This window comes from Pandoraea captiosa, assembly GCF_902459775.1.
Classification (GTDB): domain Bacteria; phylum Pseudomonadota; class Gammaproteobacteria; order Burkholderiales; family Burkholderiaceae; genus Pandoraea; species Pandoraea captiosa.
Window position 1 is genome coordinate 30,727 of sequence record NZ_CABPSQ010000012.1, and the last position, 14,416, is coordinate 45,142.

The following is a 14,416-nucleotide window of genomic DNA, read 5'->3' on the forward strand; positions in this document are numbered from 1 at the left end:
AATGATTACCCCGCAAGAAGCGCTTCAGCGCACCATCGAACACCGCGAAATCTTCCACGACGAGATGCTGCATCTGATGCGCCTCATCATGAAGGGCGAGATCTCGCCGGTCATGTCGGCCGCCATCATCACCGGCCTGCGCGTGAAGAAGGAAACCATCGGCGAGATCGCCGCCGCCGCACAGGTCATGCGCGAGTTCGCCAATCACGTCGTGGCGCCCTCCGACGAGCACTTCGTCGACATCGTGGGCACCGGCGGCGATGTTTCGCATACGTTCAATATTTCCACCGCCTCGATGTTCGTCGCCGCCGGCGCCGGCGCGAAGGTCGCCAAACACGGCAACCGTGGCGTGAGCTCGAAGTCGGGCAGCGCCGACGTGCTCGAAGCCCTCGGCGTGAACATCATGCTCACCCCCGAGCAGGTCGCCGAGTGTCTTGGCGAAGTCGGCATCGGCTTCATGTTCGCCCCGAACCACCACCCTGCCATGAAGAACGTCGCCGCCATCCGCAAGGAGATGGGCGTGCGCACGATCTTCAACATTCTCGGCCCGCTCACGAATCCGGCCGGTGCGCCGAACCAGTTGATGGGGGTCTTCCACCCCGATCTGGTCGGGATTCAGGTGCGCGTGATGGAGCGCCTGGGCGCCGAGCATGTGCTCGTAGTCTACGGGAAGGACGGCATGGACGAAGTGTCGCTCGGGGCCGCTACCCTCGTCGGCGAACTGAAGGACGGCAAGGTCACCGAGTACGAAATTCATCCGGAAGATTTCGGCTTGCAGATGGTCAGCAACCGCAGCCTGAAGGTGGGCAGCGCCGAGGAGTCGAAGACGATGCTCATCGAAGCGCTCGACAACACGCCGGGCACGGCGCGCGAGATCGTCACACTGAACGCCGGCACCGCGCTGTATGCTTCGAACCGCGCGGCGACGATTGCCGACGGTATCGCGATGGCGCGCGAATCCATCGCCAGCGGAGCGGCACGCGAAAAGCTCCATGAATTCGTCACGTTCACGCAACGCTTCAAGGCATAAGTTCTCTCCGAATCCGTCATCGATATGTCTACCTTTCTCGACAAGATCCTGGCCGTGAAGGCCGAAGAAGTCGCCGCCGCCAAGCGGGCGCGCGACCTGGCCGGTCTGCGCCGCGACGCGGAAGCCACAGTTGGCGACAGCGCGCTGCGCACGCGCGATTTCGTAGGTGCGCTGCGCACGAAGGTCGACGCCGGCCTGTGCGGCGTGATCGCCGAAATCAAGAAGGCCAGCCCGTCCAAGGGCGTGATTCGCGAGCATTTCGTGCCGCCGCGAATTGCCGAGTCGTACCAGCAAGGCGGTGCAGCGTGCCTGTCGGTGCTCACCGACGTGCAGTTCTTTCAGGGCGCGACCGAATATCTGAAAGCGGCCCGTGCGGCGTGCGATCTGCCGGTGCTGCGCAAGGACTTCATGATCGATGCCTATCAGGTCTACGAGGCACGCGACATGGGGGCCGACTGCATTCTGCTGATCGCCGCCGCGCTGGAGCTCTCTCAGATGCGCGATCTCGAAGCGCTGGCGCACGAGCTGGGCATGGCCGTGCTCGTGGAAGTTCACAACGGCAAGGAACTCGACGCCGGTCTCGAATTGCGCACGCCGCTGCTGGGCATCAACAACCGAAACCTGCACAGCTTCGAAGTCACCATCGATACGACCCTCGGCCTGTTGAAACACATTCCGCAGGATCGTCTTGTCGTGACGGAGTCGGGTATCCTGTCGCGTGACGACGTGACGCGCTTGCGCGCGGCCAACGTCAATGCCTTTCTCGTCGGCGAAGCCTTCATGCGCGCGCCCGAGCCGGGCGATGCGCTCGCCGAGCTGTTCGACATGCCCCGCTGATCTGCCAACGCGCTCATGCGCGTTGAACGAACGATGGCGCGGCGCCCCGAACGGGCGCCGCCCGCTTTGCGGCAAGACGCATCGTTCCTGCATCGGATGGCGGCGCCGGGCGGGTCGGCGTGCCCCAGACAGGAGCGGCCCATGGCCATCGAACGCGAACTCAAACTTGCCCTGCCGGGCGATCTGCCCACTGCGCGCGCCGACGCGCTGATTTCCCATCTCGACCGACTACCCGGGGCGGACGCCCGGGGTCAGCGTCATCTCGTCAATCGCTATTTCGACACGCCGGATCTCGCGCTTGCACGCGCCAAGGCGGCGTTGCGTCTGCGCTTTGTCGCGCGTGACGGACACCCCGAACAGTGGCTGCAAACGCTCAAGTCGGTTGGCGAGGCGCGTGACGGATTGCACGTGCGCCACGAGTGGGAGCTGGCCGTGCCGGATGAAGCGCTCGACCTCGCGGCGTTGATCGCGGCGTGCGATATGCCGACGACGGCGGCATTGCTGCGCAACGAAGGCGAGAACGTTGTCGCGCAATTCGAAACGAACTTCGTACGACGCTTGTGGCGCTATGTCGCTGGCGACGGCACGACCGTGGAAATCGCCTTCGATCGCGGCGAAGTGGCCGTCGAGGCCGAGGGCGTACGTCACACCGAACCGCTCGTCGAAGTGGAGCTGGAGTTGCTCGACGCGCCGGACGACGACCGCCAGGGCCAGGGCGAACGCATTCTGCAAGCGCTGGCGCAGGATCTGCTCGCCGTTCTCCCGGAGTTGCACGCCGACAACGTGAGCAAAGCGCAGCGCGGCTATCGACTGCGACAGCAAGTGTTGGGCTGAGCACGCTCGCTCACGCATCCTCACGCCTGCTCACCCCCTCGAATCCGCCCTCTCGCCTCTCCAACCGATCCTACGCATGGCATCACGCTCACCACGCACCACCAAGACTCCGCAATCACCGGCTGACGGCGAACGTCAGCGCTCCCTGTTCGATACGGTCGACGCACCGGAACCTCTCACCGCACATGACGCCCGGGAGAGCGCCGCGAGCGACATCGTGAACGACGGCCACGATGTCGACGATGCCGCTGGTGCCGCTGGAGCCAGGAGGGCAACCGATCACAGCGTTGCCGGTCCGCTCAAGGGACGCGTCGAAGACCAGTTCCAGGCACTGCCCCATGCATGGAAAGCGCTGGTTGCGCCGTTCATGCAAAGCGAGGCTTACGCGCCGCTGTGTCAGTACGTCGACGCCGAAGTCGCTGCGGGCAAGACCGTCTATCCGGCGGACATTTTCCATGCGTTACGCATGACCTCGCCGGAGGACGTGAAGGTCGTCATCCTGGGACAGGATCCCTATCACGGCGACGATCATGGCATTGCCCAGGCGCACGGCATGGCGTTCTCGGTGCAGCACGGTGTGCGAGTCCCCCCGTCATTGCGCAACATCTACAAAGAAATCGAGCGCGATCTTGGCATTGCGCCGCCGTCACATGGCAATCTCGATGCGTGGGCCAAGCAAGGTGTGTTGCTGCTCAACACGACGCTCACAGTGGAGGCAGGCAACGCCGCGAGCCATGCGAAGCCGTTCAAAAAGGGGGGGTGGCAAGCATGCACCGACACATTGCTCTGCGGCCTCGCGGCGCAACAGGGTCCGCTGGTATTCATGTTGTGGGGCAGTCACGCACAAGCAAAAGCACCGCTGCTCTCGGGTCACGGACACCTGCTGCTCGAAGCGCCGCATCCGTCGCCACTGTCCGCGCATCGCGGCTTTCTCGGCTGCGGCCACTTCAGCGCCGCCAACGCGTTTGTGACGCAACACGGTAAATCGCCTATCGACTGGCGTGTGCCTGCGTAGACGGAACGCGCCCCGTGTTTTAGCTGAAGTTACCGATCATTTCCCGATTTTTGTCAACTAAAACGAGGAATACCGGGGCGTTTTCGCCCCACACCTCACGTACCGCCTCGCGGGAATATATCCGTTTGCATACGTTTCGTACGTTTACACGGGGATGTGAAAGCCATTAAACTTCGGTCCGTAATGAGAATTCATATCAATCTCATTACCAATAACTAAATCGCGCGTTACCCGGCCTGTGAAGCGTCGACGGTGGCGCAGTCGCCGGAAACACACGTATGTCTACCGCTATTCAGACGCGTCAGCGTCTGCTCGTCTCTGCCTGCGCCCTTGTCATGGGCGGCGCGCTCCCCGCCCTCATTGCGCTTCCCGCCCACGCGCAAACGTCCCAGCCAACGCCGCAGAGTGCGTCGGGCACGTCGTCGGGAGTCCCGGACACCTCGGGCACGGCACCGTCCGGCGGCAGCACTGCGCCCGCAGTCGCCTTGCCGACCACGCAGGTGAACGACAGCGCCGTGTCGTCGCCCATGCAGACGAAGACCCTGCCGTCGTACAAGTTCGTCGCGCCGCTGCGCGATACGCCGCGATCGATCACCGTCATTCCGGAAGAGCTGATCAAGCAGACGAACGCCACGACCTTTGCCGAAGCCCTCAAGACCGTGCCCGGCATTACGTTCCTCGGCGGCGACGCTGCTGCAAACCCGTCTGCCGACCGCCCCGTCATTCGCGGCTTCGAATCGCGCAATTCGATCTTCGTGGACGGCATGCGCGACTCCGGCGTGCAGAATCGCGAGACGTTCGCCATCGAGAACATCAGCGTTATCAAGGGACCGGACTCGGTGTACGCAGGACGCGGCGCCGTGGGCGGCAGCATCGACATCACGACCAAGACGGCGCGCCTGGAAGACTTCACCAACGCCAGCCTTGGTCTGGGCACCGACAGCTACAAGCGTCTGACGCTGGACGTCAACCGCGAGATCAACGATCAGACGGCCGTGCGCCTGAACGTCATGGGGCACGACGCCGATCAGGCGGGGCGCAACAACGTGTACAGCAAGCGTTGGGGTGTCGCACCGTCGGTGGCATTCGGGCTGAACAGCCCGACCACCGTCACGGTGAGCTACTACCACCTGAATTCGTACGACATGCCGGACTTCAGCGCGCCGTTCCGCGCGGCAGGCGGCACGCCCGATGGGGGCTTCCAGCGCAACCAGTTCTACGGCCTGAATAGTCGGGACTACCGGCGCGGGCAGACCGATACCGGCGAGATCAAGGTCGAACACCGCATCGACGACACGTGGAAGATCAAGAACACCACGATGGTGGGCCGCTCGACGCTCGATTACATCGCAACGAACCCGCAGTTCCTTAACGCGACGTCGAACATCATCGCGTTGCAGGCCAAGAGCGGTAAATACGCCACGAACAGCATCGCCAACCAGACCGAACTCACCGGCAAGGCGACCTTGTTCGGCTTCGAGCACACGCTCACTGCGGGCCTCGAATTCAGCAACGAACAAAGTCGCTACGAGGGCTATCTCGTCACGGACAGCGCGGGCAACAACATTCGCTCGACGAACTCCGCAGCACTGTGTGCCGTGCGGTACAACTGCACGACGATCGGCAACTGGAACCCGGACAATCCGTGGACGGGCAGCATCGCCCTCAATGGCGACAAGGGGTTCCCGGGCGCAGCGACCAACACGCGGACCAACGTCGCGTCGGCCTATCTGTTCGACAGCGTGAAGCTCTCCGAGCGCTGGCTTCTCAATGCCGGCGCGCGCTTCGACCGTTTCGACGTCAACGCCGTGCAGGCCGGCGCACCCGACCTGAAGAACCTCTCGAACCTGTTCAGCTTCCAGTTGGGTCTCGTCTACAAGGTGTTGCCGTCGCTGAGCCTGTATGCATCGTATGGCACGTCGGCGAACCCGCCCGGCGCGAACAGTGGCCTGGGTGGCGGCACCGACCAGCTCACGGCGACCAACAACAACCTCTCGCCCGAGCGCAGCCGCAACATTGAAATCGGCGCGAAGTGGGACGTGATCGACCAGCGTCTGTCGTTGACGGCGGCCCTCTTCCAGACGGACAAGACGAACGCGCGTGTATCCGACGGGCTCGGCGGCACGATCAACGCGGGAAGCCAACGCGTGCGCGGCGCCGAACTCGGGTGGGCCGGCAGCCTGACGAGCCATTGGCGCGTGTTCGGCGGCTATTCGTATCTGAACGCCGTGACGACCGATGCAGGCCCTGCCGCCGCGCCTGGGTCCAACGGCTTGCCAATGGTGATGGTGCCCAAGCACAACCTGACGTTGTGGACGGACTACGAAGTCATGCCGAAACTCACGCTCGGCGCGGGCATGACACTATCGAGTCTCACGTACGCGTCGGTGTCGCCGTCGGTGCGCAAGTGGACGCCGGGCTATGCCCGCTTCGATGCGATGGCCACCTACCGCGTATCGCGCTCGGTCGATCTGCAACTGAACGTGCAGAACATCTTCGACAAGAAGTATTACTCGAGCGCCTACCCGATCTATGCCACGTGGGCACCGGGTCGTACCGCCATGTTGACGCTGAACTTCCATCAGTGAGGGGGCGTCGGTAAACACCGCTGCCCGAGGTGAACAAAGCGAACGAAGGGAAGGAAGGGGATCCGGTCATCGTGGCCGGATCCCCTTTTGCATTATTGCTGTAGTCCGGGCGCACTCCACCAGCGGGCATGTCCCGGTAACGGTGCAATCCGTTACGACGTTACGACATTACGACATTAAGGCTGCGTTTCGCCGCAAACCGGCGCCAGCGCGCCCATTGCGCCCTGCTGGTAGCGGCGCGTCAGGGCGACGAGATCGCCTTCGTCGCGCGCAGCGAAGTTACCGCGATACACCACGGGTTCGCCCAGCGGTTCACCACCGGCGAGCATCAGCCGTGCGCCCTTGCGCCCGGCGAGCTGCCATACCCCGGGTGGCAGCGACAACGCTTCCGCGCCGCCCCCTTCCGCGCGTAACGCATGCCCGGCGACGGCGGCTTCGCCTTGCGCAATCAGCGCGAGCCAGCGGCGTCCGTCACACGGAATCTCGAGCGTGCGCAACGTGTCTGCCTGCCAGTCGAGTTGCAACAACGTGGTGCGCCCGCCTTCGGCGCGCACTACGCCATGCTCATCCCAGTCGCCGCACACCAGCGTCAAATCGACGTCGCCTTCGCGCCAGCGCGGCATCGACTCGGCCCGCACGACCGTCTGCGCAGGCGCGCCGTGCGGATGACGGCCAGCACGACTCACGACCATGCGTACACCTCGCACCGAAGCGCGGCTACTGCCGGGCGCCTCTTCATGCACGGTGCCGCAGTTGGTTTCGAGCCAGAGCAGATCGCCGGGACGCAGCGCATCGTCGCCGCCGTGCGCGTGACGGCAGCGCAGCGAAGTCGTCGAATCCGGAAAAAGGTAGGTCGCCACGACACACCCGGCATGCGGATGCGGCGGAATGCACGCGCCCTGACGTCGGAAGATATCGACCGACAGGAACGGGTCGGTGCACTCGACCTGATCGAAAACACCCGCGCCCGCCGCAGCCGCACAACGGCCGGGACGGGACACGGGAAGCACGCGCGGGATGGCCAACGCGTCGGCGGGTGTCGCCGGGCGTCTGATCGAACGCGGATGCAGCGGCGTCGAGCTGGCCATGGGGGATTCCTGCGCGTGCTTCAGACGTTACGGGAAGACGTTACGGGAAGACGTCGGGTCGCTTACAGCGCAGCGATGGCTTCGCGAGCACCGGCGAAGGCAGCCGCAGCCGACTCCGGACCCCGTGCCAGACCTTCGGCGAAGATGAACGTCACGTCCGTCATGCCGAGGAAGCCGAGAATCGTCTTGATGTACGGCGTCTGGCTGTCGGCCGGCGTGTCCTTGTAGTTGCCGCCGCGCGCGAACGCCACGATCACCTTCTTGCCCTGAATCAGGCCTTCCACGCTGCCGTCTTCACGGTAACGGAACGTCACGCGGGCACGGGCGATCCAGTCGAAGTACGACTTCAGTTGCGTCGGCACCTGGAAGTTGTACAGCGGCACACCGAACACGATGTAATCGGCAGCCTGAATTTCGGCAATCAGTTCGTCGCTGCGGGCGATGATGGCCTTCTGCGCGTCGGTGCGCTGCTCTTCCGGCGTGAAGAACGCGCCAATGACCGCTTCGTCGAGGTGCGGCACGCCATCGGTCAGCAGATCGCGCACGACGACCTTGGCGCCGGCATTCTTGGCGACGAGTTGAGCGACCGCTTCATTGGCGAGCGTGGTCGAGTTGGCACCTTGCGAACGGGCGGCGGAATTGATTTGCAGAATGGTGGTCATGTCACTGGCTCCAGAGCCGGGGGTAGTCCCGAAAGGTTCGAAAATCCGTTCGCACCCGGCCCCCGTTTCGGGATCGCCTTGAATTGTGCGTCGGCTTGGGATGAATTCTAGTTACCCACAAAAATGAAACAAGCCGGTAAAATCGAATTGTTTGTTCCCTTTTTGGAACAATGACCCTTCAGGGCAATCTGGCTGAATGACCGCGTTACCGAGGAGCGCACGCGATGATCGACGATCTGAACGACATGCTGATCTTTGCGGAAGTCGTGCGCTCGGGCAGCATCACACGGGCGGGAGAGCGCCTGGATCTGCCCAAGGCGACGGTCAGCCGACGGCTCTCGCGTCTGGAGTCCCGTCTGGGCACCAGGCTGCTGCACAAGACGACCCGGCGGCTGGAGCTCACGGAGGTCGGTGAGGCCTATTACGAGCGCTGCCTGCCGATTCTCGAAGAGGTGGAGGAGACGCGGGACTTCGCCTCGCAGATGTCGAGCAAGCCGCGCGGCCGTCTGCGCATTACGGCGCCCGCCGACTTCGCCGCGCAATGGCTGGCCGTGCCGCTCGCGACCTTCTGCGCGGCATATCCGGAAATCACCGTCGACGTCGACCTGAGTTCGCGTCACGTCGATCTGATCGCCGAGCGGGTGGACGTCGCCATCCGCGCCGGCCAACTCTCCGATTCGACCCTCGTCGCAAGGCCGCTGCTCAAGCTCACGCGCAGCCTTTATGCGAGCCCGCTCTACCTGAGCGCGACGGGCTTGCCCGCAACGCCCGACGAACTGGCGGGACATCGCTTCGTGATCCTGCAGGGCGCGCGTCGCCTGTTCAACACCGACACGCTGCACAAGGGTCGCCAGCGCGTGGACGTCACCATGCACGGCGCGATTCAGGTCAACAGCATGGGGATGGTCAAGGAGATGGCGCTCGCGGGCAGCGGTATCGCCGCGCTCACGGACATTCTGGCGGAAGACGCGCTGCGCGCCGGGCGTCTCGTGAAGGTGCTGCCCGACTGGTCGCTGCCGGAGAGCCCGGTGCATCTGGTCACCCCATCGCGACGCTTCCTGCCACGCAAGACACAGGCCTTCATCGAACATATGCTCGCCGTCGCGCGCACCTGTCCGGAAGAAAACCGCGACCCGTCGGTGCCGGGTCCGGCACAGGGCTGAGCGCCCGGTGCCTCGCACGCGGCTCGCACGCGAGGCAAACCCAACATTCAGGCCGTCATTTGGCCGTCACTTGGCCGTCAGCCACTTCTCGCGGCGCTGCGCCGCAACGCGATCGCGTGTCTCGGCAATGCGGTATTGCGAGACTTCGGGCGCGTCGAGCGTGAGCACGGTCTCGCGCAGTTCGTCGCGACGGAATGCATGCACGGTCACCTTGTCGCCCGCGCGGTAGCGCTCCAGCAACTTGTCGAGATTGCCTGACGTCACCCGAAGGCCGTCGATGGCGACAAGCGAATCGCCCGCCGACAATCCGGCCGCCTGCGCGGCGCCGCCATCGAGCACCTGGGTGAGCGTGGCTTCGTCGCCCCGCTTTCCGGTCTTCACGCCGAGCGACGGGCGCGCATTGTCCGGCGTCACCGGTTCGAGCGTCAGGCCCACGCGCGACAACAGCGATGCCAGCGGCAAATCGCGCGTGCCATTGATGGCCGTCGCGAAGAAATCCGACAGGTCCAGACCGGAAACCGCTTCGAACAGCGGCTGAACCGCGTCTTCCGCAATGCCCACGGGCGTGCCGCGATAAAAGTCGCGGCCATAGCGCTGCCACAGCGCACGCATGACATCGTCGAGCGACTTCTGGCCGCGCGTTTGCGAACGAATCGTCAGATCCAGCGCGAGCGCAACGAGCGAGCCCTTCGTGTAATAGCTGACGATGGCGTTGGGCGCGTTCTCGTCCTGGCGGTAATACTTCGTCCACGCGTCGAACGAACTCTCGGCAACAGTCTGCTTCAGGCGACCGCTGCCGCGCAGGACATTCGCGACCGTCTTGGCCACGAGGTCGTAATACGCGGCCGGTGCAATCACGCCGCTGCGCACGAGCATCAGGTCGTCGTAGTAAGACGTGAAGCCCTCGAACAGCCAGAGCAATCGCGTGTAATTCTCCTGGTCGAGCGTGTACGGCGCGAACGCGGCCGGCTTGATGCGTTTGACGTTCCACGTGTGGAAGTACTCGTGGCTCACCAGCCCGAGAAAACCGCGATACGCGTCGCTCATGCGCGCCTGCCCCTGCACCGGCAGGTCGTTACGGCTCGCGAGCAACGCGGTCGACGCGCGGTGCTCAAGGCCACCGTAGCCGTCGCCGACCGTCATGAGCAGGAAGACGTAGCGCGACATCGGTACACGCGAACGCGAGCTGGCGCCCGGTTCGAACAGACGGATCTGCGCCTCGCAGATCTTCTTCATGTCGCGCAGCAACCGGTCCAGATCGAGGTTGGGTACCGGGCCGGTGATCGCCACCTCATGCGTGACACCGCACGCCTTGAACGTGCCGTGCACGAACGTTCCCATCTCGACGGGCGAATCGATCAGTTCGTCGTAATCGAGCGCGACGTAACGCCCGAAGTCGAGCGCCGCCGTGCCTTGCGCGGGTTCGAGCGCCGTGGCCACGCGCCACGACCGGAACGCCGCGCCGCGCGGGCGCAGGATATCCACTTCGCACGGCGCGTGCTCCTGCCCCTCGACACGCAGGAAGACACTGGTGCCGTTGAAGAAGCCGTGCGTGTCGTCCAGGTGCGCGGCACGCACCGACAGATCCCACGCATACACCTCATACGTGACGATCAACGTGCCCTTGCAGGGGCTTGCCTGCCACGTGTGCTTGTCGAGCTTGTCGAGCGCGACCTTGCGGCCACGACACGTCGCGCCGATCGTCACGATATTGCGGGCGAATTCGCGCACCATGTAGCTGCCCGGAATCCACGCGGGTAGCGTGAAGCGCTGGCCCTCCGGCGCAGGATTCGACACCGTGACGGTCACTTCGAACAGATGGGCGGCGGGCGACTTCGGAACGATCGCGTACCGGACGGCGGGTTGAACGGACGTGGCTTTCATGGGATGGCGGCGTCTTGTTGTCTGAAAAATACGGCGTCTGCCGAGCGATTACCTGACCGTGGCCAGCGCCTTTTCGAGCTCTTCGGCGGGCACGGCCCCCGGCAGACGACGGCCGTCGGACAGAATGATCGTCGGCGTGCCCGTAATGTTGAGCTGATGGCCCAGCGCGAAGTTGTCCTTGACCGGCTTGTCGTCGCACTTGGCGCCCGCGACCGGCGGCGCCTTCTTGTCGAGCATCCAGTCGTGCCACGCCTTGAGCGGGTCGGGCGCGCACCAGATGGCCTTCGACTTGGCGTCCGAGTCCGGGCCGAGCACCGGATAGAGGAAGGTGTAGACGGTGATGTTGTCGATCTTCGAGGACTTCAACGTCTCTTCGAAGCGCTTGCAGTACGGGCAGTTCGGATCGGAGAAGACGGCAATCTTGCGGCTGCCGTTACCTTTCACGTATTTGAACGAACGATCGAGCGGCAGCTTGGAGAAGTCGACCTTGTTGAGCTCGGACTGGCGCGCTTCGGTCAGGTTCTGACGCGTTTTCGTATCGATCAGGTTACCGCCCAGAATCACGTACTGCGCCTTTTCGTCGGCATACATGATCTCGCCGCCGACAGACACTTCGAAGAGGCCCGGAATCGGCGTACGAGCGACCGACTTGACCGGGGCATCGGCGCCGAGCGTCTTTTGCACGGCGGTCTTCACGCGATCGAGCGATGCGTCGGCCTTGTTCTGCGCGACGGCGGACATCGTGAAGGTCGCGGCGCAAACGGCGGCGAGTGCGAATCCGGCAAACGCCGCGGCGCGATAACGTTGCAACATCGAATATCTCCAGAAGTGTATCGATCGAGAGGCGTGGGCGGCGTGGGCGGTGAAGACCGTCCCATTGGTCTTCACCGGTCCTGCCGACCTCAGACGCCCGAAGGGGTCAGCCCAGGGCGCGGCCGATCAGGAATTTCTTGACGAAGGGCAGCATGTTCACGCTGTCGAGGCCTGCGTTGCGAACGAACTTCGCGAGCGGGCTGCTCGTCGAGAACAGCTTGTGCAGGCCATCGGTCGTGAATGCCATGCTGCCGATATCTTCCTTGCGCGCACGCTCGTAACGACGCAACACCGTCGCGTCGCCACAGTCGCGGAACGATTCGCGGCCCGCGAGGGCGTCGCCAAGCGCCGCCACGTCCCGCAAACCGAGGTTCATGCCTTGACCGGCGAGCGGATGCACGACATGCGCAGCGTCACCGACGAGCGCCACGCGCTGCGCGATCAGGCGCTTGGCCTGCGCAAGCACGAGCGGGAATCCCTGGGCGCGCGCTGAGACCGGCGTGAGACGCCCAAGTTCACCATGAGAGAACGCTCCGATGCGCTCCGCCAGATCTTTGGGATCAAGCGCAAGCAGGTGTTTGGCGTGGTCGTCGGCGGCGGACCACACCAGCGAGACATGCTGGTCGGGCAGCGGCAGCAACGCGATGATCTCTCCGTCATGAAACCACTGGAACGCAGTGTCGCGGTGCGGGCGTTCCGCGTGGAAGTTGCATACCACGCCGAGTTGCTCATAGGGACGTACCGAGCCGTCCAGCCCTGCCGTGCTGCGCACCCAGGAGTTCGCGCCGTCGGCGCCGACCACGAGCGAGGCGCGCAGCGTCTTGCCATCCGACAGGCGCACACACGCGGCAGCGGCGTCGACGTCGAGCGCTTCGGCGCGGGCGTCGAGCCATTGGACTTGCGGGGAAAAACGCAGGGCGGCGTCGAGTGCGCGCTCCAGATTCGACGATTCCGCGATCCAGGCGAGCTGCGGCACGGCTGCCTGATACGCGGAGAAATGCAGGCTGCCGCGCTCGTCGCCGAACACTTCCATGTCGTAGACGGGATTCACACGTGCAGGATCGACGGCCTGCCAGACGCGCATGCGCTCGAAAAGCGCTTGCGAACTGGACGACAGGGAGTAAATACGGGCGTCCCACCGGTCACCGCCGGACGGCGCGGCAGCGGCCGGCTGGGCGAGCAATGCAACGGACAGGCGAGCCTGTGAAAGGAGCAAGGCGGCGGCCTTTCCGACCAGACCGCCACCGACGACGACGATGTCGTGGGTCATAGTTTGGGGCATGCGAAGCAATCGGCGACGACGGGCGCGCGCGATCCGTATTCATGTCGAGAAGCCGGTATTGTCGCACGCGTCGTGGCGGCGGGTGCATGACGAGACCGTCGGTCGCACGGCGCTCGCTCGCCGGCTTGCCCCGGAATCGCACCTCGGGCGTTGCTATACTTCAAGCCAACGCGCGGCGACGCCTTGCCGCCTGCGCCGGTCCAGTCACCTCTCCAGCGGAGCCAACGCCGTGCGCCTCGACAACGAACAGGAAAGCCAGAATGTGGAAGACCGCCGGGGAGGCGGTTTCGGGGGACGCACGACCATCGGCCTCGGCACGATCGTCGTGGCGCTGGCCGCCTCGTACTTCTTCGGGATCGACCCGCGCGTCATCATCCAGGGCTCGCAGATGATTCAGGGGCAAACGCAGTCGCAGCCCCCGTCCAATCCGAACGCCGCCCCTGCCAACGATCCGAAGGCGGTCTTCACCCGCAAGGTCCTCGGCAACATCGAGCGCACCTGGGCGACGGTGTTCCCGCAGCAGCTCAATCGTCAATATGTCCCGCCGAAGCTCGTGCTGTTCTCCGGAGCGACGCCGACCGCATGCGGCACGGGGCAGACGGCAATGGGCCCGTTCTACTGCCCGGGCGACAGCAAGGTCTACATCGACTTGCAGTTCTACGACGAACTGCGTCAACGCTTCGGCGCGGGCGGCGACTTCGCGCAAGCCTACGTCATCGCTCACGAAGTCGGCCACCACATCCAGAATCTCCTGGGTATTTCCGAGAAGTTCGACGAGACGCGACGCCGCGTGAGCGAAGCTCAGGCAAACGCCCTGTCGGTGCGCCTGGAGTTGCAGGCGGACTGCTTCGCGGGGGTCTGGGCGAGCAATGCGGCCAAGGCGAACGAGCAATTACTGGAGCCGGGCGACGTCGAGCAGGGGCTCAGGACGGCGGCGGCGATCGGCGACGATCGGTTGCAACAGCAGTCTCAGGGACGCGTGGTGCCGGAGTCGTTCACGCATGGCACCAGCGCCCAACGGGTGTACTGGTTGCGTCAGGGGTTGCAATCGGGAGACATGCGCAAGTGCGACACTTTCTCGGCCAAGCAGCTGAGTTGATCCGAGCCTGCCGATCGGACACAGGCCGGTGGGCGTGGCGCGCCTGACAGGAGTGACACGGGCGAGTGACGGGCGTTACAGGAGTGACAAAAGGCGCTGTTGAAGGCAGAACGGGTACAAT

General features: G+C 64.4%; 12 protein-coding genes. 7 read left to right on the forward strand and 5 right to left on the reverse strand.

The annotated features are described in order from the left end of the window. Position 1 precedes the first annotated feature (1 nt). From trpD to PCA31118_RS22330, 5 genes are all read left to right on the forward strand, one after another. On the forward strand, positions 2-1,030 hold the full coding sequence (gene trpD / locus PCA31118_RS22310) for an anthranilate phosphoribosyltransferase (protein ID WP_150627181.1): 1,029 nt from the start codon (positions 2-4) through the stop codon (positions 1,028-1,030). A 24-nt stretch (positions 1,031-1,054) separates the two neighbouring features. Next, positions 1,055-1,867, forward strand: a complete 813-nt coding sequence (gene trpC / locus PCA31118_RS22315; protein WP_150627182.1) for an indole-3-glycerol phosphate synthase TrpC — start codon at positions 1,055-1,057, stop codon at positions 1,865-1,867. A gap of 141 nt (positions 1,868-2,008) precedes the next feature. Then, positions 2,009-2,701, forward strand: coding sequence for a CYTH domain-containing protein (locus PCA31118_RS22320; protein ID WP_150627183.1), 693 nt, complete (start codon positions 2,009-2,011; stop codon positions 2,699-2,701). A gap of 76 nt (positions 2,702-2,777) precedes the next feature. Then, entirely contained in the window at positions 2,778-3,716 is a 939-nt protein-coding gene (locus PCA31118_RS22325) for a uracil-DNA glycosylase (protein ID WP_150627184.1), read from the forward strand. A 278-nt stretch (positions 3,717-3,994) separates the two neighbouring features. Next, on the forward strand, positions 3,995-6,304 hold the full coding sequence (locus tag PCA31118_RS22330) for a TonB-dependent receptor (RefSeq protein WP_150627185.1): 2,310 nt from the start codon (positions 3,995-3,997) through the stop codon (positions 6,302-6,304). Between the two features lie 176 nt (positions 6,305-6,480). On the opposite strand, the gene PCA31118_RS22335 is transcribed toward PCA31118_RS22330, so the two are convergent. Beyond that, entirely contained in the window at positions 6,481-7,392 is a 912-nt protein-coding gene (locus PCA31118_RS22335) for a pirin-like C-terminal cupin domain-containing protein (protein ID WP_150627186.1), read from the reverse strand. 62 nt (positions 7,393-7,454) lie between these two features. After that, complete coding sequence (locus PCA31118_RS22340) at positions 7,455-8,054, reverse strand: FMN-dependent NADH-azoreductase (RefSeq protein WP_044457196.1); 600 nt, start codon at positions 8,052-8,054, stop codon at positions 7,455-7,457. A gap of 224 nt (positions 8,055-8,278) precedes the next feature. Between PCA31118_RS22340 and PCA31118_RS22345 the strand changes: the two genes are divergently transcribed. Further along, positions 8,279-9,217: a LysR family transcriptional regulator gene (locus PCA31118_RS22345; protein ID WP_150627187.1), complete on the forward strand. Its 939-nt coding sequence runs from the start codon at positions 8,279-8,281 to the stop codon at positions 9,215-9,217. A gap of 66 nt (positions 9,218-9,283) precedes the next feature. On the opposite strand, the gene PCA31118_RS22350 is transcribed toward PCA31118_RS22345, so the two are convergent. The 3 genes from PCA31118_RS22350 to PCA31118_RS22360 all read right to left on the reverse strand — a co-directional run bounded on the left by PCA31118_RS22350 (position 9,284) and on the right by PCA31118_RS22360 (position 13,196). Beyond that, on the reverse strand, positions 9,284-11,101 hold the full coding sequence (locus PCA31118_RS22350) for a M61 family metallopeptidase (protein ID WP_150627188.1): 1,818 nt from the start codon (positions 11,099-11,101) through the stop codon (positions 9,284-9,286). Between the two features lie 48 nt (positions 11,102-11,149). After that, a complete protein-coding gene (locus tag PCA31118_RS22355; RefSeq protein WP_150627189.1) occupies positions 11,150-11,914 on the reverse strand; it encodes a DsbC family protein in 765 nt (254 codons plus the stop codon). A gap of 106 nt (positions 11,915-12,020) precedes the next feature. Continuing rightward, positions 12,021-13,196, reverse strand: coding sequence for a UbiH/UbiF family hydroxylase (locus PCA31118_RS22360; RefSeq protein WP_150627190.1), 1,176 nt, complete (start codon positions 13,194-13,196; stop codon positions 12,021-12,023). Positions 13,197-13,425: 229 nt separating this feature from the next. On the opposite strand from PCA31118_RS22360, the gene ypfJ reads away from it, so the two are divergent. Then, a complete protein-coding gene (gene ypfJ, locus PCA31118_RS22365) occupies positions 13,426-14,295 on the forward strand; it encodes a KPN_02809 family neutral zinc metallopeptidase (protein WP_150627191.1) in 870 nt (289 codons plus the stop codon). The last annotated feature ends 121 nt before the right edge of the window (positions 14,296-14,416 follow it).